The organism is Stutzerimonas stutzeri (genome assembly GCF_000590475.1).
Taxonomy (GTDB): Bacteria; Pseudomonadota; Gammaproteobacteria; order Pseudomonadales; family Pseudomonadaceae; genus Stutzerimonas; species Stutzerimonas stutzeri_D.
The window spans coordinates 3,382,885-3,407,530 of the sequence record NZ_CP007441.1 but is presented as its reverse complement, the minus strand read 5'-3'; the positions used below and the strand labels follow the sequence as shown (position 1 = coordinate 3,407,530).

27 protein-coding genes and 1 pseudogene are annotated in these 24,646 nt (G+C 62.1%); 14 read left to right on the top strand and 14 right to left on the bottom strand.

Annotated features, from left to right (window positions below; all coding sequences use genetic code 11):
- Positions 1 to 130 precede the first annotated feature (130 nt).
- The 3 genes from yghX to CH92_RS15500 all read right to left on the bottom strand — a co-directional run bounded on the left by yghX (position 131) and on the right by CH92_RS15500 (position 2,645).
- Positions 131 to 1,018 carry a YghX family hydrolase gene (yghX, locus tag CH92_RS15510; protein WP_025242684.1) on the bottom strand — a complete coding sequence of 296 codons (888 nt, stop codon included), beginning with the start codon at positions 1,016 to 1,018 and terminating at the stop codon, positions 131 to 133.
- A 279-nt stretch (positions 1,019 to 1,297) separates the two neighbouring features.
- A complete protein-coding gene (locus tag CH92_RS15505) occupies positions 1,298 to 1,888 on the bottom strand; it encodes a 2-hydroxychromene-2-carboxylate isomerase (protein ID WP_025242683.1) in 591 nt (196 codons plus the stop codon).
- A gap of 25 nt (positions 1,889 to 1,913) precedes the next feature.
- Positions 1,914 to 2,645, bottom strand: a complete 732-nt coding sequence (locus CH92_RS15500; RefSeq protein ID WP_025242682.1) for an SDR family oxidoreductase — start codon at positions 2,643 to 2,645, stop codon at positions 1,914 to 1,916.
- A gap of 91 nt (positions 2,646 to 2,736) precedes the next feature.
- On the opposite strand from CH92_RS15500, the gene CH92_RS15495 reads away from it, so the two are divergent.
- Positions 2,737 to 3,294, top strand: a complete 558-nt coding sequence (locus CH92_RS15495; protein WP_025242681.1) for a TetR/AcrR family transcriptional regulator — start codon at positions 2,737 to 2,739, stop codon at positions 3,292 to 3,294.
- A 214-nt stretch (positions 3,295 to 3,508) separates the two neighbouring features.
- On the opposite strand, the gene CH92_RS15490 is transcribed toward CH92_RS15495, so the two are convergent.
- Both CH92_RS15490 and wrbA read right to left on the bottom strand, forming a co-directional pair.
- Entirely contained in the window at positions 3,509 to 4,699 is a 1,191-nt protein-coding gene (locus CH92_RS15490; RefSeq protein ID WP_025242680.1) for a CynX/NimT family MFS transporter, read from the bottom strand.
- The gene (gene wrbA / locus CH92_RS15485; RefSeq protein ID WP_025242679.1) at positions 4,696 to 5,310 is read right to left on the bottom strand and encodes an NAD(P)H:quinone oxidoreductase; all 615 of its coding nucleotides are present in this window, start codon (positions 5,308 to 5,310) and stop codon (positions 4,696 to 4,698) included. Before wrbA ends, CH92_RS15490 begins: the two co-directional genes overlap by 4 nt.
- Positions 5,311 to 5,411: 101 nt before the next feature.
- Here wrbA and CH92_RS15480 point away from each other — a divergent pair, with 101 nt between their 5' ends.
- The gene (locus CH92_RS15480) at positions 5,412 to 6,320 is read left to right on the top strand and encodes a LysR family transcriptional regulator (protein WP_025242678.1); all 909 of its coding nucleotides are present in this window, start codon (positions 5,412 to 5,414) and stop codon (positions 6,318 to 6,320) included.
- Between the two features lie 19 nt (positions 6,321 to 6,339).
- Here the strand turns inward: CH92_RS15480 and CH92_RS15475 are convergent, their stop codons facing one another.
- Positions 6,340 to 7,311 (bottom strand): ribonuclease Z, encoded by a 972-nt coding sequence (locus CH92_RS15475; protein ID WP_025242677.1) that lies wholly within the window; start codon positions 7,309 to 7,311, stop codon positions 6,340 to 6,342.
- A gap of 204 nt (positions 7,312 to 7,515) precedes the next feature.
- Between CH92_RS15475 and CH92_RS15470 the strand changes: the two genes are divergently transcribed.
- Positions 7,516 to 8,298 (top strand): sulfite exporter TauE/SafE family protein, encoded by a 783-nt coding sequence (locus tag CH92_RS15470; protein ID WP_025242676.1) that lies wholly within the window; start codon positions 7,516 to 7,518, stop codon positions 8,296 to 8,298.
- 77 nt (positions 8,299 to 8,375) lie between these two features.
- On the top strand, positions 8,376 to 9,116 hold the full coding sequence (locus tag CH92_RS15465; protein WP_025242675.1) for a Mut7-C RNAse domain-containing protein: 741 nt from the start codon (positions 8,376 to 8,378) through the stop codon (positions 9,114 to 9,116).
- Between the two features lie 77 nt (positions 9,117 to 9,193).
- Here CH92_RS15465 and CH92_RS15460 read toward each other — a convergent pair whose 3' ends face one another.
- Entirely contained in the window at positions 9,194 to 9,817 is a 624-nt protein-coding gene (locus tag CH92_RS15460) for a cysteine hydrolase family protein (protein WP_025242674.1), read from the bottom strand.
- A gap of 118 nt (positions 9,818 to 9,935) precedes the next feature.
- Between CH92_RS15460 and CH92_RS15455 the strand changes: the two genes are divergently transcribed.
- Positions 9,936 to 10,889, top strand: a complete 954-nt coding sequence (locus CH92_RS15455; protein WP_025242673.1) for a GlxA family transcriptional regulator — start codon at positions 9,936 to 9,938, stop codon at positions 10,887 to 10,889.
- Between the two features lie 230 nt (positions 10,890 to 11,119).
- Here CH92_RS15455 and CH92_RS15450 read toward each other — a convergent pair whose 3' ends face one another.
- Both CH92_RS15450 and CH92_RS15445 read right to left on the bottom strand, forming a co-directional pair.
- Positions 11,120 to 11,545, bottom strand: a complete 426-nt coding sequence (locus CH92_RS15450; RefSeq protein ID WP_025242672.1) for a VOC family protein — start codon at positions 11,543 to 11,545, stop codon at positions 11,120 to 11,122.
- A gap of 19 nt (positions 11,546 to 11,564) precedes the next feature.
- On the bottom strand, positions 11,565 to 11,984 hold the full coding sequence (locus tag CH92_RS15445) for a YciI family protein (RefSeq protein WP_025242671.1): 420 nt from the start codon (positions 11,982 to 11,984) through the stop codon (positions 11,565 to 11,567).
- Between the two features lie 274 nt (positions 11,985 to 12,258).
- Here CH92_RS15445 and CH92_RS15440 point away from each other — a divergent pair, with 274 nt between their 5' ends.
- The 3 genes from CH92_RS15440 to CH92_RS15430 all read left to right on the top strand — a co-directional run bounded on the left by CH92_RS15440 (position 12,259) and on the right by CH92_RS15430 (position 14,191).
- Positions 12,259 to 12,789, top strand: coding sequence for a DUF3455 domain-containing protein (locus tag CH92_RS15440; protein ID WP_025242670.1), 531 nt, complete (start codon positions 12,259 to 12,261; stop codon positions 12,787 to 12,789).
- A 113-nt stretch (positions 12,790 to 12,902) separates the two neighbouring features.
- A complete protein-coding gene (locus CH92_RS15435) occupies positions 12,903 to 13,466 on the top strand; it encodes a sigma-70 family RNA polymerase sigma factor (RefSeq protein WP_025242669.1) in 564 nt (187 codons plus the stop codon).
- Complete coding sequence (locus CH92_RS15430; RefSeq protein WP_025242668.1) at positions 13,463 to 14,191, top strand: anti-sigma factor; 729 nt, start codon at positions 13,463 to 13,465, stop codon at positions 14,189 to 14,191. Before CH92_RS15435 ends, CH92_RS15430 begins: the two co-directional genes overlap by 4 nt.
- A gap of 4 nt (positions 14,192 to 14,195) precedes the next feature.
- On the opposite strand, the gene CH92_RS15425 is transcribed toward CH92_RS15430, so the two are convergent.
- Complete coding sequence (locus tag CH92_RS15425) at positions 14,196 to 14,900, bottom strand: glutathione S-transferase N-terminal domain-containing protein (protein WP_025242667.1); 705 nt, start codon at positions 14,898 to 14,900, stop codon at positions 14,196 to 14,198.
- Positions 14,901 to 15,126: 226 nt separating this feature from the next.
- On the opposite strand from CH92_RS15425, the gene CH92_RS15420 reads away from it, so the two are divergent.
- Positions 15,127 to 16,494 (top strand): GntP family permease, encoded by a 1,368-nt coding sequence (locus tag CH92_RS15420; protein ID WP_025242666.1) that lies wholly within the window; start codon positions 15,127 to 15,129, stop codon positions 16,492 to 16,494.
- A gap of 67 nt (positions 16,495 to 16,561) precedes the next feature.
- On the opposite strand, the gene CH92_RS15415 is transcribed toward CH92_RS15420, so the two are convergent.
- Positions 16,562 to 17,803, bottom strand: a complete 1,242-nt coding sequence (locus CH92_RS15415; RefSeq protein ID WP_025242665.1) for a M20/M25/M40 family metallo-hydrolase — start codon at positions 17,801 to 17,803, stop codon at positions 16,562 to 16,564.
- Positions 17,804 to 17,969: 166 nt separating this feature from the next.
- Between CH92_RS15415 and CH92_RS15410 the strand changes: the two are divergent.
- Positions 17,970 to 18,414, top strand: a pseudogene (locus CH92_RS15410) (HIT family protein).
- Between the two features lie 95 nt (positions 18,415 to 18,509).
- Here the strand turns inward: CH92_RS15410 and CH92_RS15405 are convergent.
- Both CH92_RS15405 and CH92_RS15400 read right to left on the bottom strand, forming a co-directional pair.
- Positions 18,510 to 19,775: a DUF445 domain-containing protein gene (locus CH92_RS15405; protein ID WP_025242664.1), complete on the bottom strand. Its 1,266-nt coding sequence runs from the start codon at positions 19,773 to 19,775 to the stop codon at positions 18,510 to 18,512.
- A 142-nt stretch (positions 19,776 to 19,917) separates the two neighbouring features.
- A complete protein-coding gene (locus CH92_RS15400; RefSeq protein WP_025242663.1) occupies positions 19,918 to 20,313 on the bottom strand; it encodes a hypothetical protein in 396 nt (131 codons plus the stop codon).
- Positions 20,314 to 20,515: 202 nt separating this feature from the next.
- On the opposite strand from CH92_RS15400, the gene CH92_RS22140 reads away from it, so the two are divergent.
- The 4 genes from CH92_RS22140 to CH92_RS15385 all read left to right on the top strand — a co-directional run bounded on the left by CH92_RS22140 (position 20,516) and on the right by CH92_RS15385 (position 22,698).
- Complete coding sequence (locus CH92_RS22140; RefSeq protein ID WP_167332191.1) at positions 20,516 to 20,668, top strand: hypothetical protein; 153 nt, start codon at positions 20,516 to 20,518, stop codon at positions 20,666 to 20,668.
- 50 nt (positions 20,669 to 20,718) lie between these two features.
- The gene (locus CH92_RS15395; RefSeq protein WP_025242662.1) at positions 20,719 to 20,940 is read left to right on the top strand and encodes a hypothetical protein; all 222 of its coding nucleotides are present in this window, start codon (positions 20,719 to 20,721) and stop codon (positions 20,938 to 20,940) included.
- Positions 20,941 to 21,023: 83 nt separating this feature from the next.
- Complete coding sequence (locus CH92_RS15390; protein WP_025242661.1) at positions 21,024 to 21,452, top strand: hypothetical protein; 429 nt, start codon at positions 21,024 to 21,026, stop codon at positions 21,450 to 21,452.
- 232 nt (positions 21,453 to 21,684) lie between these two features.
- Positions 21,685 to 22,698, top strand: coding sequence for an alpha/beta fold hydrolase (locus CH92_RS15385; RefSeq protein WP_025242660.1), 1,014 nt, complete (start codon positions 21,685 to 21,687; stop codon positions 22,696 to 22,698).
- Positions 22,699 to 22,755: 57 nt separating this feature from the next.
- Here the strand turns inward: CH92_RS15385 and CH92_RS15380 are convergent, their stop codons facing one another.
- Positions 22,756 to 24,615, bottom strand: a complete 1,860-nt coding sequence (locus tag CH92_RS15380; protein ID WP_025242659.1) for an SLC13 family permease — start codon at positions 24,613 to 24,615, stop codon at positions 22,756 to 22,758.
- Between the last annotated feature and the right edge of the window lie 31 nt (positions 24,616 to 24,646).

The window sequence follows — 24,646 nt, the reverse complement described above, 5'->3', positions numbered from 1 at the left end:
ACTGGCGGTTGGAAATCCGTAGCTGCTTAGCGGCGAGCTCCGTTCGGAATGCGCGCAGCTTGCTCAGCAGGCGGTTGTTCGCTTGCGCCAAACTTCTGCGCAAGCGAGCCTTGATCGAGCCGGCTCGGTGCTACGCCAGGTGCCGTTTGAACCATTCGATGGTGCGATCCCACGCCAGCTTGGCGGCGTCCTCGTCGTAGCGAGGCGTCGAATCGTTGTGAAAGCCATGGTTGGCGCCGGGATAGATATAGGCCTCGTAGGTTTTGCCGGCGGATTTGAGCGCTTGCTCATAGGCCGGCCAGCCTTCATTGATTCTCGTGTCGAGTTCGCCGTAATGCAGAAGGAGCGGCGCCTGGATCTTCGGCACGTCCTCGGCGTCCGCCTGGCGACCGTAGAACGGCACTGCGGCGCCGAGTTCCGGATACGCCACTGCGGCCGCATTAGCGACGCCGCCTCCGTAACAGAACCCGGTAATGCCGACCTTGCCCGTCGTCTCCTCGTGGGCCGTCAACCATTCGATAGCCGCGAAGAAGTCATTCATGAGCTTTTCGGGGTCGACGGTTTGCTGTAATTCACGACCCTTGTCGTCATTGCCCGGGTAGCCCCCGACCGAACTCAGGCCATCCGGAGCGAGCGCGATGAATCCGGCTTTCGCCACGCGTCGCGCCACGTCTTCGATGTAAGGATTCAGCCCACGGTTTTCGTGGACCACAACGACACCCGGGACCTTGCCGGAGACATTCGCCGGACGTACCAGGTAAGCCCTGACTTCGCCATGGCCGTTGGGGGAGGGGTAAGTGACATATTCCGGCTTGATATCCGGATCGGTGAACTCGATTTGCTGGGCGAGCGCATAGTTGGGCATGAGGGCATCGAGCACGGCGACAGCTGTCAGGCCACAGAACGTGACGGCCGTGGCGCGGTCGAGAAACTCCCGTCGGCTGAGCTTGCCATGCGCATAAAAATCATACAGTTCGAGCAGTTCGGGCGAAAAATCTTTGGCTGTCAGGCGTTGCATCGGAACTCCTCCGGGAATGGGCTGCACGCTGAGGGCGGTGGTGTCCCGCTGAACGGGAACCCGATCCGCCTCGTTTCCGCAGTCTAGACAGCTTCAGTCTTTTTGCGCGGCGATGCGATCCGATCCCGGCGCAGGCCTTATGCCGCAGCCATTCCTCATGATGGCGAACCGTGTAAACACAGGCGTTGCCACAGCGTTCGGAACGTCCAGCATCTGTATTTCAAAATGAAACGGAAGTCCCAAGGGCGTTTATTGCCGTCGAATCTTTGCCGCTATTGCTTAGCTCAGGGCATCTTCGACGAAGCCCAGCCGGTCCTGTCCGAAGAACATCTCGTCACCCACGAAGAAGGTGGGCGCACCGAATACTCCGCGCTGCACGGCTTCTTCGGTGTTTGCCTTGAGTGCGTGCTTGACTCGGTCGTCAGTGATGACGGCGCGGAACTGCTCGGCATCGAGTCCGGCTTCCGTCAGGACCGCTGCTAATACCGCCTCGTCGCCGAGGTTGCGCTGATCGACCCAGAGTGCCTTGAACAGGGCGTTCAGATAGCGCAGAAATTCTTCGGATTGCTGCAATTGATAGCCGACTGCACCGCGCATCAGTGCCAGCGTATTGATCGGAAAGTGCGGGTTGAAGGCGAACGGCACATCGTAGCGGCGTGCGTGGCGCAGCAGGTCTGTCGTCATGTAACGGCCTTTCGCCGGAACGGTCGCGGGCGAGCTATTGCCAGTGGCCTGGAAGACACCGCCGAGCAGCATGGGCCGATAACGCAGCTCCGCGCCGGCGCGTTCGCACAGCGCGGGTAATTGGGTCCAGGCGAGATACGCCGCCGGGCTGCCGAGGTCGAAGAAAAACTCCACGGTCTTGTTCATGACGCGGCTCCAAAGGAAAAGGGAATCACCAACGCTCGATCCAAGGGCGCAAATCGAGCTCGAAGGTCCAGGCGTCGCGCGGCTGGGCATGCAAGTGCCAGTAGTTGTCGGCAATATGCTCGGGGTTGAGAATGCCGTCCTGATCCTTGAGGGCGTATCGCTCCGGGAAGCTGTCGCGAATGAAGTCGGTGTCGATGGCACCATCGACCACCACGTGAGCGACATGAATGTTCAGTGGCCCGAGTTCGCGCGCCATGCTCTGCGCCAGCGCTCGAATGCCATGTTTGGCTCCTGCAAAGGCGGCGAAACCGGCCGACCCGCGCAGACCGGCCGTGGCACCGGTAAACAGAATGGTGCCGCGCCCGCGAGCTACCATGCGCCTGGCCACTGCCTGGCTGGTCAGGAAGCCAGAGAAGCAGGCCATTTCCCAAATCTTGAAGTATTTGCGCGCGGTCTCCTCGAGGATGCTGCACGGCACGTTGGCGCCGATGTTGAACACCATCGCCTCGATCGGGCCGATGTCGCGCTCGACGGTGTCGACCAGCTCGGCCACCTGTTCTTCCTTGCGCGCATCGGAGGCGAAGCCATGTGCGCGCCCGCCCTCGGCAACAATGCTATCGACCAGTGGCTGCAGCTTGTCGGCGCTGCGCCGAGTGACGCAAACCACGTAGCCCTCACGGGCAAAGCGCCGCGCAATAGCGCCACCGGTAGAGTCACCGGCGCCGATGATCAGGGCGACACGATTGTTGTTTTCCATGCGTTTGTTCTCGTGCTAAACGATCGTTAGGTAAACGAACGTTATGTTACGCTCAGCCCATCGTCAAGCGACACTCATGAGGTTGTGCTGCATGCGTTACTCCTCCAACCACAAGCAGGAAACCCGACAGCGTCTGGTTGAAAGCAGCGGCGCCATCGCCAAGCGCGGCGGCTTCGCCACCACCGGTGTCGATGGACTGATGAAAGCCATCGGCCTGACGGGAGGTGCGTTCTACAGCCATTTTCCGTCGAAGAGCGATCTGTTCACCGAGGTCGTCCGGCGCGAGTTATCGCAAAGCCCGATTCTTGCGCGAGAGGGTGTGTTGGATCGGTCCAGGCTCGAGCGCTGCCTGGACAGTTACCTGAGCCTGGCCCACCTGCATAACCCCGAGGCCGGCTGCGCAATTCCTGCGCTGGGGGCGGAGATTGCCCGTGCCGATGTGCAGGTACGCGAGGAGGCCGAACACTGGTTATGCGCGCTACAACAGGCCTGGGCGACTGCACTGGAGGACGCCCAACTGGCCTGGGCACTGATCGCCCAATGCGTCGGCGCGCTGGTCGTGGCGCGCATGCTGGCCAGCGAAGACACCCAGTGCGAAGTACTGAAGGCAAGTCGTGACCATTTGCATGCGGCTATCGCCAAGACTTGACCGAGCACCAGCGTCTGCCTGCATGGCAAGCCAGCGCTGGCCTTTACGGCTGGTGTGCGCCGATATGAGCCAAGCTCGCTAGCTGCCGAGGAAGTTCAGCACCGCGTGCGTGAACTCAGTCGGATATTCAATGTTCGTCATATGAGCTACCGGCAGAACCAGCATCCGAGCGTTGGGATAGCGGCGGCCATGCCACCGGTCAGCTGGGCTCTCGCTACGCGAGCGACTCGCTGCGTTGGAAAGCGGATCGCAGGAGCAGTGCGGTGATGCAGATGGCGATTGCCGAGACCACGACAACCACACCGGCCGCGCTCCAGCCAAACGCCGCCGTTGCGCTGCCTACGGCGACCGGACCAAGCAATTGCCCGAGATTGCTGCCCTGCATGATCAGACCCACGGCAATCGGTACGAGCATTGCGTGAGGCGCAAGCAGCGGCGCGGAAGCCAGCAAAGTTGCGGGGATTAACCCGCCTATTGCAGAGAACGCAATGCACAACAGGAATGTCGGCCCCGCCGGGAGAAGGCCGAGAAATATACCAAGCCCGGCTACGCCCATGACCCCGCCTGCAATTGCAATCAGTGACGCGCGCCCGGCACCGCGCGCCATCAGATAGCCGGCCGCAAGATTACCGCTGGCGTTGATGGCGCTTGCCAGTGCAGCTAACAGCCCGGCGCTGTGATGGGAGACGCCCATGCGTTCCATCAACAGAATCGGCAGGAAGCTGAACAGGGCGAAGAACATCAGGCTGTAAAGTGCAAAACAGATGGCCAGTAGCGATGTGCCGCGGCTGGAAAGCAAACGACGAATATCACCAACCAGGCGCAGCCGAGTATGTCCGTTGAGTGACGCGCCGCGCGGCACGCGACACACCGCTACCATCCCCGCAGCTGCCGCGAAGCCTGCGCTTGACCACCAGAATGACTGCCAGGAGGGAAACAGCGGACCGGCCAGCATCGCAATAGCCATTCCACACGGCATGAAGCAACTCCATAGCGAAAACGCGATGTCTCGCTGAGCGCTGGTGGTGAGGCGCTGCAAAAGCGCCGGACCAGCAACGATGATCAGCAAAAAACCGAAGCCTTCTGCCAGCCGGGAAGCCAGTAAGAGGGGATACGAGGGCGCGATAGAACCGAGCAGGCCCGCAAGGGCCAGCACATTCAAGCCGATAAGCAGTGTTCTGCGATCGCCGACAGCGGTCACCATGGCGCCGATCGGCGCGCCGCCGAGAAGCCCCAGTACTGCAAATATGCCGGTCAACCAGCCTGCTTCCCCGAGGCTCAGATGCAGGTCCGCCTGGAGCATTGGCGTCGCGATGGTAGCCTTGCCTACATGCAAGGCTGCCACGACTCCGCAGACCAGGATCAGCCAGACAACCGCACCGGGCCTCCTACGTGCAGTGTTCATTGCGGCACGCCGATAGGCGCCGCCGCGAGCGCCGAGGCGACTCGTGCCACATGCCAGCCCTGGAAACGAGCACCGTTCAACTCGTTGTCGCTCGGTTGGTGGTCGCCACCGTGGCGGTCGTCAGCGAGCGTCGAGGCACCGTATGGCGTGGCTCCGTTGATCGCATCCATCCGCAGTTGCCCTTTGAATCTATACGGCGATCCAACCACGACCATCCCCAGATGGAGCAGCATCGTATGGGTCGCCGCCAGCGTGTTTTCCTGGCCGCTGTGCTGGCTCCCGGTTGGAGGGAAGACGTTGCCCTCATTGCCGACCAGTTTGTCTTCGAACCGCAGCCCGCCGCATTGATCCAGAAGGTTCTTCATTGGCGCTGCCGTGTTGCCAATGCAAGCGGGCTTGCCGATCACGATTGCATCGTAGTCCGGCGGCTCGGCAACAATTGCTACGCTGGACGGTTGGTTCAGCTTGTGGCCGACTCGCTCGACAATGTATTCAGTGACCCGTTTGATCACCGCTGACGCGCCAGTCTGACGAGCACCTTCGGCGGCTGCCTGCGCGAACGTTTCCACATGGTCATAGGAGGCGTAATAGGGCACCAGACGATTTGTCATGTCGTTCACTCTCGAACGTTGGGGAATAGAGCAAGGCTACCCATTCCGCTAGATCGACAAGAGTGATAAAAATTTGATCATCTCGATCTATGGGAATGATCATGTTGGATGGACTCACGCTTGACCAAATCCGCACATTCGTCGCCGTAGCCGACAGTGGCAGCTTCCGCTCCGGCGCTGCGCGCTTGCTGCGCGTGCAGTCTGCTGTCAGTCATGCGATTGCGAATCTGGAAACCGAGCTGGGTCTGCAGCTGTTCGACCGTGCCGGTTACAGACCCGTACTCACCCCTGAAGGAACGGCCATGCTGGCCAACGCCCGGGACCTCCTGCTCAGAGCGGATGCCATGCGGGCACGCGCCCGCGCGCTGGGCGAGGGCGTCGAGTTGGAGCTGTCGCTGGTGGTGGATACGTTGTTTCCGTTGGACGCGGTGGCGGCAGCGATGACCCTGGTGCGCGAGGCATATCCTACGGTCACGTTCCGCCTGGACTCCCAACCGTTAGGTGGGCCGCTCGCGGCGCTCGATGAGAAGCGCAGTACGCTCGCTGTCCTTGTGGGCGAGGATTTCCGCAACCCGAGGATTGCGCTGGAGGCGATCGGCTCGGTGGAGCAGATTGCCGTGGTGCATCGCGATCATCCGCTCGCCAGATCGAATCGCGGCACGCTGCTCGGCTTGCCGGATCTCGCCGACCATCAGCAAATCGTGTTGACGGACCCATCGCAACTGTCGGAAGGCCGGACGTTCGGCGTCCTCTCGCCGTATACCTGTCGGGTCAACACACAGGAGGCGAAGTTCGCCCTCATTCGCGCAGGCCTTGGTTGGGGCCGGTTACCGGCGTGGCAGGTGCAAGGCGACCTAGAGGCGGGCCGATTGGTGCGTCTGGGTATTTCAGACCTCGGGCGAAACAGCCAAGTGGTGTACGAGGCCTACCTCGCGCACCGTCTGGACGAGCCTCTAGGGCCGGTCGCGCAGGCATTCCGCCGAGCGCTGGACGAGCAGATGGGTTCCTGAGTCCGAAGCGGTGAAAGTGCTATCCCTGACTATCAACTACATCCACCAGCGTCCCGTCTTTACCCAGACCCAACCGCAAAAAATCCTCTGCCAAAAACAGCTTTCCCCGATAACGGTCGGCCGCTTCCGCTCGGATATCCTGGATCGATAATCCCCGGTTCGGGGCGCTCTGATAACGCGCGCTGAAGTGCGTCAGCACCAGGTTCGGCACGCCTACGGCTTGGGCGAAGGCGGCGACCTGGGCGGCTGTGCTATGACCGAAATCGGCTTTACCGGCTTCGGCGATGGCCTGGGTGTAGGTGGCTTCGTGGACGAGCACATGCGCGTTCTGGCAGGCATCGCGGAGCAATTCGGGACGGTCGTTGTCCCCGCCGATGACGATACGCCGGGGCGGGCGGCTGAGTAGCAAGTAGTCTTCGCTGCGCAGGGTGCGGCCTGCATGTTCAACATCGTGGCCGCGTATCAACTCGCCCCATAGCGGACCACGAGGTATGCCGTCGTGGTCGAGCTTGTCGATGTTCAGGCGCGGATCTGGGCGAGTTTCGCTAAAGGTGTAGCCCCAGCTTGGCACGCGGTGGGAGAGGGCGGTGGCTTCTACGCGCACCTGTGGGTTGCGCCAGCCCTGAAAGGTTTCGGCGGCATGGAAGCGCAACTCGTAAGGCAGCCAGCTCTGGCTCATTTCAAGCGTGGCACGCACCCATCCCTCGATTGCGGTCGGGGCGATGATATCCAGCGGTTCCTGGCGCCGTGCCATGCCGGCGCTGGCGATCAGGCCGGGTAATCCGTAGCAGTGATCGCCATGCACGTGGGTGATAAAGATCGCGCGCAGGCCGTGCAAGGTCAGCGGCGTGCGCAGCAATTGATGCTGGATGCCTTCGCCGCAATCGATCAGGTACCAGCCCTTGCCGCTGTCTTCGAGCAGTGCCAGTCCGCTGACGTTGCGGGCCCTCGTTGGGGTGCCGGATGAGGTGCCGAGAAATAGAAGATCCACACGAGGGCTCCCTGGTTCGTGCCGTCAGTATGGCGACTCCAATCGTCGCGCAGAAGTTCGCCATTGCCTCGTGCCGTCGCGGTTTCGATGCATATTCTTTTTAGCTACTAAGAAAGCACAAACTTATATTAAGAATCGCTAACTCACGCGGTTATGCTGGCGGCCATCTGATAAGGCCTGCTGGGCCCACCTTGGGGTTGAACGATGGAGTTTGGTGTTCTTGGCTTTGTGATAGCCGGTCTGCTGGTGGGGTTCATCGTCGGTATGACCGGGGTTGGTGGTGGTTCGTTGATGACGCCGATCCTGTTGTGGTTCGGCGTCAACCCCGCAGCGGCTGTCGGCACCGATCTGCTCTACGCGGCGATCACCAAGGCGGGCGGCGTCTGGGTCCATCAGAAGAACCGCAACATCGATTGGCGCATTACCGGTTGGCTGGCGCTGGGTAGCGTGCCGGCCGCAGCGGCGATGCTCTGGATATTGAAAGGGTTACACAGCGATCAGGACACGCTCAACGCGGTGATCAAGCAATCGCTGGGCATCGTTCTGGTGCTCACCGCGCTGGCAGTGCTTTTCAAGAAGCGTCTGTTGGTACTCGCCTCTCGCCTGTCCGGACCAACCCCGCGGCTATCGCCTCGTGGCCTGGACGTGCTGACCGTTGTGGTCGGCATGGTGCTCGGTGCAGTGGTAACGCTGACCTCCATCGGTGCCGGCGCACTGGGTACCGTGGCGTTGTTCTTTCTCTATCCATTGCTGAGCACGCGACGACTGGTCGGCACGGAAATCGCCCACGCCGTGCCGCTGACGCTGGTCGCCGGCCTTGGTCACGCCGGCATGGGCAACATGGACTGGACCATTCTGGCCTATCTGCTGATGGGCTCGTTGCCGGGCATTTACCTGGGCAGCAACCTGTCCGGCCGTGTTCCGGACTCCTTTTTGCGACCCTGCATGGCGGTAATGTTGGCGGCCATCGGCTATAAGCTGATCTGACCGCATCCTTTTTCGGAGGCGCGACGCACCGCGCGTTCCGTTATGGAGATCATCGCGGCTGGCGTTGCTGAACATGCATGACGACCGCGACATTTCGCTTCTACGCCAGGCTCAACGCATTTCTTCCCGTCGAGCGCCGCGGGCAGGCCTTCAATTGTTCGTGTGCGCAGGCAGCGACCACCAAACACATGATCGAAGCCCTCGGCGTGCCGCACACCGAGGTGGCGCTGGTGCTGGCCAACGGAACCCCGGCCGGGCTCGACTGGGCTATCAATGACGGTGATCGAATTGCCGTCTACCCGAAATTCGAACGACTGGACATTACCGGACTGACGTCCATGCAGCCGCTCCCGAGCGGCCCGCCGCGCTTTGTCGCCGATGCACATCTGGGCGGGCTCGCCCGGCTGCTGCGCATGGCCGGCTTCGATACGCTCTTCGACAACCGCTACGAAGATGCGGCGATGACCGCTCTGGCCAACCGTGAGGGCCGGGTACTGCTGACCCGTGACCGCGCATTGCTCATGCACCGAGTGGTCACGCATGGCTGCTATGTGCATGCGCTCAAGCCGGCGGAGCAGTTGCGTGAGTTGTATGAACGCCTGGACTTGGCCACTCATGCGCGACCCTTCAGCCTGTGCATGCGTTGCAATCAGCCACTCTCTGAGATCGACAAGCAGGCTGCGCGCGACCGCGTCCCGCCGCGCGTGCTGGAACGCCATGAGCGATTCCTAGGCTGCGATTGCTGCGGCAGGATTTTCTGGGAGGGCTCGCACTGGCAGGACATGCGAGCCTTGCTGGACTCGCTGACGACCGACTGAGGCGACGGGGATGCGTCGCTCATCGACTCCGGTCATGTCCGAAGCCAGCCGCGGCTCGGCTGACTTCGGCTTGGTGCTCAGCGCGTTTGGATCGCCCTCTGGTTGGAGAGGTAGATGTTGTCCGGCGACAATGGCTGCCCGGCCTTTACGGCCTCGATCCACTGATCGGTGCTCGCCACGGCGGCGAAGCCGGTGTGCATCACCACCGTGAAGGCTCGATGAATCTCCTCGGCACTGGCCGCACCCGCCGCGTTTTGGTAGGGCAGCGAGCCGGTAGCATCTTGCAGCAGCTCAACCTTCCAGCCTTCATGGTGCGCCTGCGCCACCGTCGAGTTGTCGCAGTTGTGGGTCATGTAACCGACCACGGTAAGCGTGTCGATTTGTCGGTCACGCAGCCAGGCCCCGAGATCGGTCTTGGCCAGGGCGCTTGCCAGCGACTTCTCTACGAGCAGGTCGTGCGGGCGCTGTGCGACCGAGGGATGCAGCTCGACCTGCTGGCTGCCGCGGGCGAACAATGGTGATGTTTCCGGCGCGATGTGCTGCACGGTCACCACTGGAATGCCTGCTGCGCGGGCTGCATCCATGGTTCTGGCGATGTTGCCCAGCGATAGCTGCACATCGGGATACTCGATGCGCAGGTTGCCTGTGACGTATTCGTTCTGCACGTCGATGACGATCAGGGCGCGTTTTGGCTGGCTCATGGTGTGTCCTCGTTCGAAGTTGGGTTGACCGCATTGTTTCGTCGCTCGACCCGGCAGGGTGAGTGGCCCGAATGACAGGTTGCGATAAGATCGGGCCAACTCCAGCCGAGATTTCGCCATGCAGCCGCACCGGATAGCCGTGGTCGCCTTCGACCAGATAAGCCCGTTTCATCTTTCCGTACCCTGCATGGTGTTCGGTGATGCGATGTCACGCACGCAGCGTTATGTCATCGATGTCTGTGCTGCCGAAACGGGACTGCTGCGGACCACCGCGGGCTTCGAGTTGAATGTGGCGCACGGGCTGGAAGCGCTGGAACAGGCCGATACGGTGATCGTGCCTAGTTGGCGCGATGGCGACGAGGCACCACCGGCCGCGCTGCTCGCAGCTCTGATAGCGGCTCATCAACGGGGGGCGACATTGGTCGGGCTCTGCCTCGGTGCTTACGTGCTGGCCGCAACCGGGCTGCTCGATGGCCGTCGCGCGACGACGCACTGGGCGTGGGTCGAGCATTTCAAGGCGCAGCATCTGCACATTCAGGTGGACAGCGATGTGCTCTATCTGGATGACACTAATTTGCTGACATCGGCTGGGACGGCGGCGGCGCTGGATTGCTGTCTGTATCTGGTGCGCAAGCACTGGGGGGCGGAGGTGGCGAACAAGGTGGCGCGACACCTGGTCATGTCGCCGCATCGGCAGGGCGGTCAGGCGCAGTTCATCGAGCAGCCCATACCGACCAGCCGTCGTGACAGTCGTCTCGGAGAATTGCTCGACTGGGCGCGGGCGAGCCTGCACTTGCCGCATACGCTGGATAGCCTGGCGGAGAAAGCGCTGATGAGTCGCCGTACCTTCAGCCGGCATTTCCGGCAGCACACCGGCACCACTGTTGGCGGCTGGCTGCTGGCCGAACGCGTCGCGTTGAGCCAGCGTCTGTTGGAGAGCACCAATCAGCCTATCGATGCAATCGCCGCACTGGCTGGATTCGGCTCGCCGGTCTCGCTACGGCAGCACTTCAGCAAGGCCCTCGGCATATCGCCCAACCACTACCGGCAAGCATTTCGCGGCCGCGGCTGAACGGCCGGCTCGGCGACCGCGATGTTCATGGGTCAGGGACCTGTAGGTGCAGCGGAAAGGCAAAAGAGGCGGGACGCGAAATCGGAGTTCTCATGGCGCGTATGGCGAGCCATGGAGGCTCGTTTCGCTGAGTCGCGTCGTCATATCGGGGCGGTAAGGTGCAAGACGCCTGGCTCAGCACGGAGCCAGGCGTTTTCGCATCGGTGGCAGCGCTTAGGTTTTATCTGCAGCTAGGCCTGCTCGCAATTGATCATCCAGGAGACGCCGAAGCGGTCTACGAACATGCCGAAACGCTCGGCCCAGAAGGTTTTCTCCAGCGGCATCATGACCTGTCCACCTTCGGCCAGCCCGTTGAATACGCGCTCGGCCTCGGCAACGCTTGTTGGATGCAGGGATATCGAGCAGCCCTTGATGCCCTCGTACGGGCCGCCGCCACAGGCAGCATCGCCGGGCATGGTGTCGGATGCCATCAACTGGTAGTCACCCAGGTTCAGGCAGACGTGCATGATCCGCTCCCGATGTTCCGCTGGGAAATGCTCGGACTCGGGCGCTTGGGCGAAGGTCATCATCTCCAGCGTGCCGCCCAGTACCTTCTGGTAGAGCGTGAAGGCGTCGCGCGCCTGGCCGTCGAAGGTGAGGTAGGGGGTGATTTTCATGCGTGCTCTCCTGTTCGGGTTATTGGCTGATCCGCGCGCGCAAACGTTCTTCCTGGTCGCGCAACTCGGGGGTGAATTCAGCGCCGAAATCTTCGGCTTCGAAAATCTGGCGAATCTCGATTTCCGAATCGCCGATGGCAGACGCAGGGCAACGTTTCACCCAGTCGACGGCTTCTTGCAACGATCCGGTTTGAAACAGCCAATAGCCGGCAATCGGCTCGCGGGTTTCGACGAACGGGCCGTCCACCACCGATGTTTGCCCCTCGCTGAAGCGCACGCGCGCGCCTCGGCTGCTGGGGTGCAGGCCTTCACCGCCCAGCATGACGCCGGCATTCATCAGTTCTTCGTTGTACTGGCCCATGGCTGTGAGCACCTCCTCGCTGGGCATCACGCCCGCTTCGGTGTCGGGGTTGGCCTTGATCATCACCATGAATCGCATCGTCTGACTCCTTCATTGGTGGGTCGAATCAGCCTAGACGGATCTACACCAATTTCCGCTGGCTCTGATCATTGGTCGAGCGGGCGAGACAAAATCGACATGGCATTGGTAGAAAAAAAGAAGGGTCGTGAAATACCAACGCTACCGTGCGGTCCGCGCCTCGATTGGAGGCCCGAAAATATTTTTGCAAGCGCTGCATCCGATTCGGTTTGTCGCGGGTAGTACAGATAGCGGCCTTCGTTGCCGCCCACCTGATCACTACCGGAGATTCAAAATGGACGCGAAAAAGATCCTTTGCCTGACCGGACTTTCCCTGGCGCTCGGCTGCTCGGCCAACGCCTTCGCCAAAATGGACGTACCCGAAGCCGTCAAGGTCCCGGATGGCCATACCGTCAGCATGGAAACCGTCGGCGTTGGCAAAATTACCTATGAATGCCAAGCCAAAGCCGATATGCCCGAAAAAATGGAGTGGGTGTTCGTCGGCCCCAAGGCCGCGCTCAATGACCGCAGCGGCAAGCAGGTCGGCAGTTACTACGGCCCGCCTGCCACTTGGGAGGCGGCGGATGGCTCCACGATCACCGGCACTCAGGTTGCGGTGGCCCCGGCTGGCGACGGCAACATCCCGTATCAGTTGGTCAAGGCCAACCCGGCCGAAGGCAACGGTGCGATGAAGGGCGTCAGCTATATTCAGCGCGTAGCGACCAAGGGCGGCGTAGCGCCAGCGGCAACGTGCGAGGCAGCCAACAAGGGCGAGCGCCAGATCGTGGATTACCAGGCCGACTACCTGTTCTGGTCTATGAAGTGAAACCAGTACAGCGGTCTGCAAGCCGCTCAATATGAGCGTCAAAACGCCTCCATGCTGCACAGACGCCTCGGCCTGCCCGCCGGGGCAATTACCATCAGCCAATGGCGGATCCATTGACAGCGACCTCATCCCCATTCGATTACGAAGCAACGTTGCGTGCCTGCGCGCTTGGCGAGCGCTCGGCATTGCAGCAGCTTTATGAACAGGAAAGCCCGCGCCTGCTCGGCGTGGTCCAGCGCATCGTCCGAGACGCCGCGCTGGCGGAGGACATCGTGCATGACGCCTTCATTCGCATCTGGAACAAAGCGGCGACCTATGACCAGGCGCGCGGCTCGGCCCGGGGCTGGATCTTCAGCGTGACCCGCCACCTTGCGCTCAACGCTGTGCGCAACGACGCCCGGCAGACGCAGATGGATCTGGATGATGAAGGCGAAGTCAGCCACGCGGCCATCGATGGTTGGCAGGAACAGACCGATGCTTTCGATTGGCGAGTCAACCCCGGCCGGATCGAAGCCTGTCTCGAACAACTCGAACCGGTGCGCCGCAATTGCGTGTTTCATGCGTACGTCGATGGCTATTCACATCAGGAAATCGCCCAGCGGCTGGGTGCGCCGTTGGGCACGGTTAAAGCATGGATTCGCCGCAGCCTGACCGCCCTTCGTGAGTGCATTGGATGAAAAACGACCCCAACGAGCGCAGCGAAGATTTGCATGAACTGGCAGGCGAATACGTGCTTGGGACGCTCACGGCTGTAGAACGGGAAGCGGTCGAACAGCGATTGGCGCTCGAGTCAGAGCTGCAATCAGCTGTGGATTATTGGGAAGCGCGGCTGCTGCACCTGACCGAACTGGTGGAGCCGCAAACGCCTTCGCCGCGTTTGTGGACTCGCATCGAGCGCAGCCTGGACGAGTCCAGCCGACAAGCCACACCGATAGTGCCTGCACGCCACGAAACCTGGTGGAACAGCTTGTCGATCTGGCGCGGCTTCGCGGCTGCGGGCATGGCGGCCACCCTGGTATTGGGCGTATTGCTGCTGACCCGAGTACCGCCGGAGCCATCGCCGACCTGGTTGGTGGTGCTCGCCACGCCGCAGGGCCTGGCGCCTGGCTGGGTGATGCAGGCCGGCAATCGTTCGCGGGAAATCGAGCTGATACCGCTGGGCGTCACCGAACTGCCGCCGGACAAGGCGCTGCAGCTCTGGACGAAGGCCGAAGGCTGGCAGGCACCGGTGTCCCTCGGCTTGGTCCAACCGGGCGAACCGGTAAAGATTCGCCTCGACGAGTTGCCGCCGTTGCAGCCCAACCAGCTGTTCGAGCTGACGCTGGAACAGCCGACCGGCTCGCCAACCGGCCTGCCGACCGGTCCGATTCAATTCATCGGGCGTGCGGCCAAGGTCATTTGAGGCCTCAGCCCCTTGGCGGAATATTCAGGCCTTTAGCCACAGCGGGCCGCGCGACGAAGGCGTCCAGCACCCGCTGCACATTGACGAAGCGGTCGAACTCCACCAGCTCGCGCGCTTCGTAGAAGCCCACCAGGTTGCGCACCCACGGGAAGGTCGCGATGTCAGCGATGCTGTAACGGCCGCCCATGAGCCATTCACGGCCTTCCAGGCGTTTGTCCAGTACGCCCAGTAGGCGTTGGGCTTCGGCGACGTAACGGTCGCGCGGGCGCTTGTCTTCGTAGTCCTTGCCGGCAAATTTGTGGAAGAAGCCCAGCTGGCCGAACATCGGCCCGATGCCGCCCATCTGGAACATCAACCACTGAATCGTCTCGTAGCGAGCCGCGGCGTCCTCGGGCATGAACTGACCGGTCTTGTCCGCCAGGTACAGCAGAATCGCACCGGACTCGAACAGCGCCAGCGGCTCGCCATCAGGGCCGTTGGGGTCAAGAATCGCCGGGATCTTATTGTTCGGGTTCAGCGAGAGGAACTCCTCCGAGAGCTGATCGTTGCTCTCGAATCTCACCAGATGCGCCTCGTAGGGCAGGCCGGTTTCCTCCAGCATGATCGACGCCTTCACCCCATTGGGCGTGGGCAACGAATACAGCTGCAGGCGATCGGGGTAGCTGGCGGGCCATTTCTGGGTGATGGGGAAGGCGGATAGATCGTGCATAGCGAGAACGCTCTCCGGACAATGGATCATGGAGGATAGCTTAGCCCTTAGCGCAGTGGGTCGATAAGAGGCGCGCAAGGATCGCAGAGCGCTGCTGATTTCAGGCAAGGCATACGGCCGCGTTGCCTCGACGCTTCGAGCGTCACGGGCAAGCTGCACTATGCTCAACGCAGCGCAGGCATCGGCGCCTGCCGCGTTCTGGCCCCATCACACGAGGCGTTCGACCATGGTGCTGATCCTCATCCTGTTGCTGCTGATTGCCTTCATCGTGTATTCCACGGTGAGCTGGAAGCTGCATCCTTTTCTGGCCCTGCTGGCAGCGGCGATCCTTGCCGGCTTCGCCTACCAAGTCCCGACTGCGGAAATTCTTAAAACGGTCGCGACCGGCTTCGGTGGCATCCTCGGCTACATCGGTATCGTCATCGCACTGGGCACCATCATTGGGGTCATCCTCGAACGCTCCGGCGCGGCGATCACCATGGCTGAAAGCGTGATTCGTCTGCTGGGCGAACGCTTTCCTACGCTGACGCTGTCGATCATCGGCTACCTGGTGTCGATCCCGGTGTTCTGCGATTCGGGCTACGTCATCCTCAACTCGCTGAAAAATGCCTTGGCGGCGCGGATGAAGGTTTCGGTCGTCGCCATGAGCGTCGCGCTGGCCACCGGCCTGTATGCCACCCATACCTTCGTGCCGCCAACGCCGGGCCCGATTGCCGCCGCGGGCAACCTGGGGTTGGAAGACTCGCTGGGGCTGGTGATCGCCGTCGGCCTGCTGGTCTCGGCAATCGCGGCGCTGGCCGGGATGCTCTGGGCTAATCGCTTTCTCAAGCAGGATGACCGCGACCTGCTGGACGAAGCGCCCAGCGAGTTGCTCGCCGAAGACGTGGATTTCGATAGCCTCCGCGCCCGCTACGGCACCTTGCCTAGTACCTGGCAAGCCTTCGCGCCGATCTTCATTCCCATCGCGCTGATTTGTATCGGCTCGATCGTCGCGCTACCCGGCAGGCCGCTGGGTGAAGGTGTCGTGTCCTCCGTACTGACTTTCCTCGGTCAGCCGGTCGCCGCGCTGCTGATCGGCCTGGGCTTCGCCTGCACGTTGCTCAAGGGCGAGAACAAACGCCAGCAGTTTCATGATCAGGTGGCCGCGGGCATCGTCTCGGCGGCCCCCATTCTGTTGATTACCGGCGCCGGCGGTGCCTTCGGCGCGATGCTGAAGATCACGCCGCTGGGCGATTACCTGGGCCAAAGCCTATCAGCGTTGGGTATCGGTCTGTTCATGCCCTTTATTGTCTCCGCCGCGCTAAAAACCGCGCAGGGCTCTACTACCGTCGCGCTGGTCACCACCTCTGCAATGGTCGCGCCGTTACTCGGCAGTCTCGGTCTGGACAGCGAAATGGGCCGGGTGCTGACTGTCATGGCCATTGGCGCGGGCGGTATGACCGTGTCCCATGCCAACGACAGCTTCTTCTGGGTGGTCTCGCAGTTCAGCCGGATGAAGGTGTCCACAGCCTACCGCGCGCAGACCATGGCAACGCTGGTTCAGGGCGTAACCGGGATGACGGTGGTCTGGTTGTTGGGGCTGGTGCTGCTTTGATATTTCGCACGGAGTGGCAACGAACCACACCGGAATCTGGCGGCGACTCCGGTGTGGCACGTGTCGACTACTCGTTTTGGCTGGACAGCGTCTTGATCATCGCCACCGTCAGGTACAGGCGTGGCGCGATGCTGGCGAGCTCCAGGTACTCTTCATCCGAGTGCAGGCCGGCACCGACCACGCCCATGGTTTCCAACACCGCTGGCTTGTCGCTATCCGGGACGTAGGCGTAACCGGCATCGGTACCGAAACGCATGGCAATGGGCTCGATATCTTTGTCGATTTCACCATAGAGTTTTTGCGCCGTCTCGGCCAAGGCTTCGGAGCCAGCATTCTTCGCCAGCGGTGGACGGCCTTTATTGATGTGTAGATCGACAGTGGTCTCGTCGATCAGCTGCTTCTCGATGATGCGCTTGGCATCCGCCAGCACCCGGTCGTACTCGCTGAGGTCCGAGTAGCGCATGTCCGCCTCCGCTTTCGCGCTGGAAGGGATGATGTTGCGCTTCTCGCCACCCTCGATCATGGTCCAGTTGACCGTGGTGCCCTTGCTCGGATCGCCCAGATCACGCAACTGCACCAATTGGTGGGCCAGTTCCATCACGGCATTGCGACCGTCTTCTGGTGCCGAGCCCGCATGGGATGACTTGCCCTTCACTTCGAGCATCACCGCGTTGATGCCGTTGGTGGCCGTGGTCACCGCATCCTGGTCTGGCGGCTCGTAGGAGAAGACGTAGTCATGCTTGCGCGCCAGCTCGGCGATGATTTTCTTCGAGCCAGACGAGCCCATTTCTTCGTCCGGGTTGAACAGCACGGTGATGCTGCCGTAGTCGTCGAAGCCCTGGCGTTTGAGCAGCTCCAGCGCGTGCAGAATCATCGCCACGCCACCTTTGGCGTCTGCGACGCCGGGACCGTAGGCGCGCTGCTCGTCCATGCGGAACGGACGCTTCGCGGCGGTACCTTCGCCGAACACCGTGTCGTAGTGAACCATCAGCAGGAAATTCTTGCTGCCCGAGCCTTCCAGCGTGCCGACGATGTTGTCGCCTGCCGAAGGCATCGCGGGCGTGGTCGTGACTTTCGCCCCCAGGGCTTCGAGGCGCTTGACCAGCATCTGGCTGACAGTCGCCAAGCCCTTTTCCAGCCCGGTGCCCGTATCGACGGAGACCAGTTCCTTCACCGTTTCCAAGTAGGGCTTCTGCTCGGCTTCGGCCTGCTTGAGCAACTCGTCGGGCTTGAGGTCGGCTGCAAGGCTGGTCAGAGAAAAGAAGCACAGGGCAACGGCGGCGGCGAGCGGGGAAGGGCGGGCGCGCATGGGGAGACCTCGGTTCAGGTGGGTGGTGAGATTGAGAGCACTCGGGGCGGTGCATCGTTCCGGCGCGTATGGTTTGAGGCCTGCGCAATTGCAGCAACGTACCGCTGGCTCTGCGTGGCCGGCTCCCGCTATGGTGGGTGCTTCACACAGTCATGGAGCGCTGCACGTGTCGCTGACCACTCCCTACGATCCGCAAAACATCTTCGCCCAGATCATTCGGGGCGATGCGCCTTGCTACACGCTCTACGAGGATTGACGACGTGCTCGCCTTTCTCGATCTGTTTCCGCAGTCCTTTGGGCATGCCCTGGTGATTCCGAAGCGCTCCGCGGCGTGCAATATCCTCGATGTGGATACCGAGGCACTGTGCAAGGTCATGGCAGTGACGCAGAAGCTGACCCGAGCGATCGTCGATGAACTACAGCCCGATGGTGTGCAGGTCGCGCAGTTCAACGGCGCGCCGGCGGGGCAGACGGTGTTTCATATCCACGTGCATATCGTCCCGCGCTACGTGGGCGAGGGCCTAGGCATCCATGCGGCGGGTAAGGCCGAGCCGGCGGAACTGGAGAAGTTGCAGGCACGGCTGGTGCAGCGGTTGGCGCAGCGAGCGTAGTGCGAAGGTGGGCCCCGCTTCAGCCTACATCGGGACCGCGGCGCCTCATTGGTGGGCTGAAGCCCACCCTACGGCCGCACCTCGGCCCGCTCCACCTATCCGGTTGCAAGTTGAGTCAGCGCATGCAGCACCAGCCCGACCAGCCCGCCGACCAGGGTGCCGTTGATGCGAATGTACTGCAGGTCTTTGCCGACGCTCTGTTCCATCTGCTCGACCAGTTCGCGGCTTTCCCAGTTCTCCACGCGCTGGGCAATGTACTTGCCGATCTGCCCGCGGTAGCGCTCGAGCATCGCGGGCGCGGCGGCTATCAGTTGTTCGTTGATCCAGGTGCGCATCGCCGTGTCGGCGGCCAGCGAGTCGCCCAAGCCTTGGGTCAGACGCACGATCCGCTTGCCGATGCGCGAATCCGGACTGTCCAGATCGGTCTCCAGCCAATCGGTCAGCTCGCGCCAGAGTGTTTGCAAGTAGTCGGTGGTGGCCGGGTGTTCCAGCAACTGGGCGACGAGGCGCTCGATTTCCAGCCGATAGCCGGGGTCATGCTTGAGCCGCTCGATGTACTCGCCGACGTGCTCGTCGAAGCGTTCGCGAAGCGGATGCTCAGGGTCGCCTGCGACCTCGGCGATCACCGCCGAAACGCCGTCGACGAACTTGTTCGCCGACCAGCCGCCGACGGCCCTGCTCAGGCCCAGGTAGCGCAGGGTACGCACTTCGGCGGTGATGGCGTCGGCCACCAACGCACGGGTGTCGTCGTCCTGCAGCAGGGCGTCGAGCTTGATCAGCCCCTCATCGAGCATCGCCTGATGCTTGCCCTGGCGGGTGAGCATTTCCAGTACCTGGCCACAGACCGGCGCCAGATCGACCTTGCGCGCGCGATTGATCAGCTTGGCCTGGACGAAGGCCTGCACCCGCTCGTCATGCAAGGACTCGACGCCGAAACGCGCCATGCCGGTGAGCTGCCTCCCGACCGCGGCGGCGTTGGCCGGATGACGCAGCCAGTTGGCCAGGCGCCCGCCGATATCCAGTGCCTCCAGCTTGGCCAGTACCAACGGGGTGGAAAGGAAGTGGGTGGTGATGAAGGTCGACAGGTTCTGCCCAATGCGGGCCTTGCTGCGCGGAATGATCGCCGTGTGCGGAATAGGCAGGCCGAGCGGGTGGCGGAACAGGGCGGTGACCGCGAACCAGTCGGCGATGGCACCGACCATGGCGGCTTCGGCGAAGGAGGCGAGATAACCCCAAGCCGGGTGGCGTGGTTCCAGGGCGGTCGCAACGACGTAAAGCAGGGCTGCGAGCAGCAGTAATAAGCCGGCGACCAGCTTCATGCGTAAAACCGGCGACTGCCAGCGATGTTGCAGAGGGCTCATGCGATTCCTCTTGATGGCGACGGGGAGCGCAGGCGGTTCGGTCGACGACCGACGGGTCTGCTCATACAGCACAGACCCGGTTGGGCGGGAGCGGGTTCGATTACCCGTTTGTAGCGTTCAGTACGGCGTAGATACGAGCGGTTTATTCCTCGCCGTCGTCTTCTTCGCGCAGCAGTACGTAAGTGCCGTCATCCAGGCGCTCGCAGACATAGAACATCGAGACCGTCCCGTCCCGCTCGGTCACCGCGGCGTAATCATCGGCCTCGACGTTGAAAAAGCCTTTGGAGTCTGCATCGGCCTCGCTGGCGAATACGGCAGTGAGAAAGGCATCTTCCGGCATGCCGTCGAAGTAGTCGGCGCGTGCCTTGGCGTCCCACTCCTGCGGTGGTTCGAATTGTCCGGTAATGATTACTCGGGCATCGCCCATGTCCTGTTCTTCGCCGTCCGGGTCGGTTTCGTGGGCTCGGTAGATGGTGCAGCTGAGCGCATCCGGGTTGGCCAGAATGCTGTCGCGCGGGGGATGGTTATTGGCAGGCATGGGGGCAGCTCCGGTCACAGGTAGGATTGATGGCAGTGTGGTGGAGTCCCGGTGCGGCTGCAATCGCAAGTTGCTGGGCGCGGCGGATTCTTCCGGCGACGACCGACGGTGATCGGACCGCCGGCACGCGGCGAAGCGAACGCCGTCGGGCTGCGGCGGCTCCAATCCGATAGAACCCATTGCGTCATACAGCGAGATCGCCATGAACCAGCGCCATCAGGATCAACCCGAACATGACAAGCCCGCTGACGAATCGCCGGACGTTACGATGACCGATAGCGGTGAGAAGGAGCCCGGCGAGGATCCTGACTTCGACGACAGCGAGATCGAGGGTGACACCGACAACCGCGGATAGCCGCCAGTCCGGGGCGCGACCGAGTCTGTGCCCGCCATCCAGGAGTAGCCATGAACATTTACCACGTGAACCCAACCCCGATGGGCTGGGAGCTGACTGACCCGCAATCCCGGGAGACCGTGCTGCGGACGTTGACCAAGGACGAGATGTTCACTGAGCTGGACAGGCTCATGGCGGGCAAGACCGCTTCGGTCGAGGTTTATCGGCGCGACGGCGGGCTGGAGGAAGAAAGGCCCTATCCCGGGAGCAGCCACCCGGTGTCGACCCGTTAGACCTGCAATCGCATTTCCCGCATGGCGAGCGCGCCAACCTGTCATACCATCAGCGCTTCGCCTATTTGATCGGAGAGTCCCGCATGCGCTTGCCCCTCGCACTTGCTTCCTTACTGGTATTGGCCGGCTGCTCGTCCTGGCAGGCTGACCCGGAGGACATCAAACCGGTGCCGGAAGAGCGTTTGCGCGGTTATCAGACGCCGATCACCTACGGTGGCGAGCTGGTGGTGACCCGCGACTTCGGCGTGCGGGGCGGTGGTTGCTATGTGGCGGTGATGGTCGATCGCAAGCTCGCCGCACGCATCCACGTCGGCGAGCAGGTGCGGTTACAGGTGCCGGAGGGGATGCGCATCGTCAGCATCGAGTCCGATCCCGAAGACGACACCCTCTGCGGCATGGGCAATTTGCTGCGTGAGCGGGCCGCGCGGGTTGAGACTGGCGAGACGCTGCATTTTCGCATCAGCGCCGACAACCGTATCGGTTTCGATATCCAGCAGGTCGAGGCCCAGTAGCAGCGCTGTCGATCGCATCGGGTGTCGTTGTTTGATCACTGGCGCGACGCAGTATCACGAAGAAACATTCTTGCACCGTCCTCGTCGAACCCTCATTTCGGTTTCGTGCTCCCAGATAGGCAAACCGTTGTGCTTGAGCCTTTGGTGCCTGTCTGGATTCTGAAAATAGCCCACTCCGCACAACGACCCATACGTCATCGCGGCCGAATGGTCGCCTGCCAGGAGTCGATGCGTGAAACGAGCCATATCCTCCCTGATGTTCGCCGCCGGGCTGACCATCGCCCCCGTGCTGCACGCTGAACAACAGCCGACCTACGGGCCGCACCTTGAAGGGTTTGAGTATCCCCATCCGATCAAGCGCTTCGAGTTTTCGTCTCAGCGCCAGCCTTTGACCATGGCGTACATGGACGTGCCCCCAGCGGGCAAAGGCAATGGGCGAACGGTCGTGCTGATGCACGGCAAGAACTTCTGTGCGGCGACTTGGGAGGAGAGCATCGCGGTGCTCTCGCAGAACGGTTATCGAGTGATTGCGGCCGATCAGATCGGTTTTTGCGGCTCCAGCAAGCCTGAGGCTTACCAGTTCAGCTTTGCGCAGCTGGCACACAACACCCGGGCGCTGCTGAAGTCGCTGGATGTGGAGAAGGTCACCGTCATAGGTCATTCCATGGGCGGCATGCTGGCGTCACGGTTCGCGCTCAATTATCCGCAGATGGTCGAGCAACTGGTGCTGGTCAACCCCATCGGTCTGGAGGACTGGCAAGCCGAAGGCGTCCCCTATGCGCCCATCGAGCAGCTGTATCAGAGCGAGCTCAAAACCGACTTCGAGAAGATCAAGGCCTACCAGCAGAAGTTCTACTACAACGGCAGCTGGAAGCCGCGGTACGACCGCTGGGTGAACATGCTGGCCGGAATGTACGCCGGTGACGGCAAGGAAATCGTGGCCTGGAACCAGGCGCAGACGTCCGACATGGTCTTCACCCAGCCGGTGATCCATGACTTCGACACGCTGAGTGTGCCCACTCTGTTGCTGATCGGTGGCAAAGACCGCACCGCACCGGGCGCGAACCGTGCTCCGGACGAGGTCGCCGAACGCCTCGGCAACTATCCCGAACTGGGCCGGCGAGCCGCTGCGATGATTCCCAACGCAACGTTGATGCCATTTCCAGAGCTTGGGCATTCACCGCAGGTCGAGGCGCCGGCGGTGTTTCACAAAGCCTTACTGCGCGGGCTGGACAAGGTTCGCTGAGCGATCGTGAGCGTGGCGTCGGCAGGCTGACGTCACGCGGCCGAGTTGTGAAGACGGTCAGAGCGGCCAGAACCAGAGAATTACAGGCACGGCCACCAACACGACCAGAATCGAAAGCGGCAGCCCCAGACGCCAATAGTCACCGAAGCGGTAGCCGCCTGGCGCCATGACCAGGGTGTTGGACTGATGACCGATGGGTGTTAGAAAGGCGCAGGAAGCGCCGATCGCCACCGCCATCAGCAAGGGATCGGCGGAAGCTTCCATGCCGCGTGAAAGGCTGATCGCCACCGGTGCGGCGAGCACAGCAGCGGCGGCATTGTTGACCACGTTGGACAGCAGCATCACGCCCACCATTAGAATCGCCACGGTGGCGGCCGGCGGCGCGGCTTGGCCGATTTGCAACAGTGCATCGGCAATCAGACGCGAGCCGCCAGTGGTTTCCAGCGCTTCGCCAATCGGCAGCATTGCGGCAATCAGAACAATGATCGACATGTCGATGCTCTTGTAGATATCGCCGGCCGGCACCAGCCCAACCAGAACCATCACCAACGCAGCGCCTACCAGCGCGATTGCCGATGGCATCAGGCCTAATGCGATGAGCATCAGCGCGCCCGCAAAAATGCTGCTGGCCAATAACACCTGGCGCGGCGCAGTAATACGCAGGCCGCGTGAGGCAAGCGGCAGGCAGCCGAGATTGCTCAGGGTCGATTGCAGCTGCTCCTCTCGGGCCTGCAGAAGCAAGATGTCGCCCACAGCGAAGCGGATCTTGCCCAGTCGTTGCTGGAGGCGGTGCCCTTGGCGTGCTACCGCAAGGATGTTCACCCCATGCCGCTCACGCAGCGCAAGGCCCGTCGCAGTCGTACCCACCAAAGACGAGCCGGGGGTGACGATGGCCTCGGCTAACGCTCGTTCACCGCGTTGATCGTTCTTTGCATCCTCGGTCTCGGTCTGCTTTTTCGGGTCCCCGTTTTTCTTTGACTGGTTGTCCAGCTCGGCTTTTTCTTGTGCCTCCGCTTTGCTGTCGGCCTCGGCGGCCAATTGCAGATGCGTCACGTCGAGAAAGTTCTTGAGGCTGTCGGAGTCGGCTTCGACCAGCAAAACGTCGTCGTCGTGCAGCACTTCGTACGTGGAAGGCATGCGTTGATGCCGTCCGGCACGCACGAGGGCGATAACCATTACATCGGCTTCTTCGCCGCCCGCAACGAGAAGGTCGCGCAAGGTGCGGCCGGCGTACTTGCTGCCCGCGGGAAGCTTGAGCTCCGTCAGGTAGGCGCTGATTTCGAACAGCTCCTGATCACCGCTCTGGTTCTCGCGACGCGGAGTCAGGCGCCAGAGCAGGGTAATGAACAACACGCCGGCTGCGGTGATCGCCAGGCCCACGGGAAGGAAATCGAACATGCCGAACGGCGTTTCGCCGACTTCGCGCCGATAGCCGGCAATGATGATGTTGGGCGGCGTACCGATCAACGTCAGCGTGCCGCCGAGCAACGAGCCGAACGCCAGCGGCATCAGCAAGTAGGAAGGCGAGCGGCCACTCTGGCGCGACATCCACACGGCGACCGGCATGAACAGCGCCAGCGCGCCGACGTTGTTCATGAAGCCCGAGCACAGCGCGACGATGCCCGTGAGTGTCAGCACTTGAATCCAGGGCCGGTCACCAACTCGGGTCAGGTGACGTGCCAGTGAATCCACCACACCACCATTGAGCAGGCCGCGGCTGAGCACCAATACGGCAGCGACAGTGATGACTGCGGGATGCCCGAGGCCCATGAAGGCTTTCTCGGGCGGCACAATGCCGGCCAGGGTGACCACCAGCAGGGCGCCGAGCGCCACGATGTCGTAACGCCAGCGATTCCACACGAACAGCCCCAGGGTTGCGGCTAGCACGGCGAATACGATCAGCTGATCGCTTTGCATGGAAAACTCCGATAGGCGGCTGTGCCGCGAT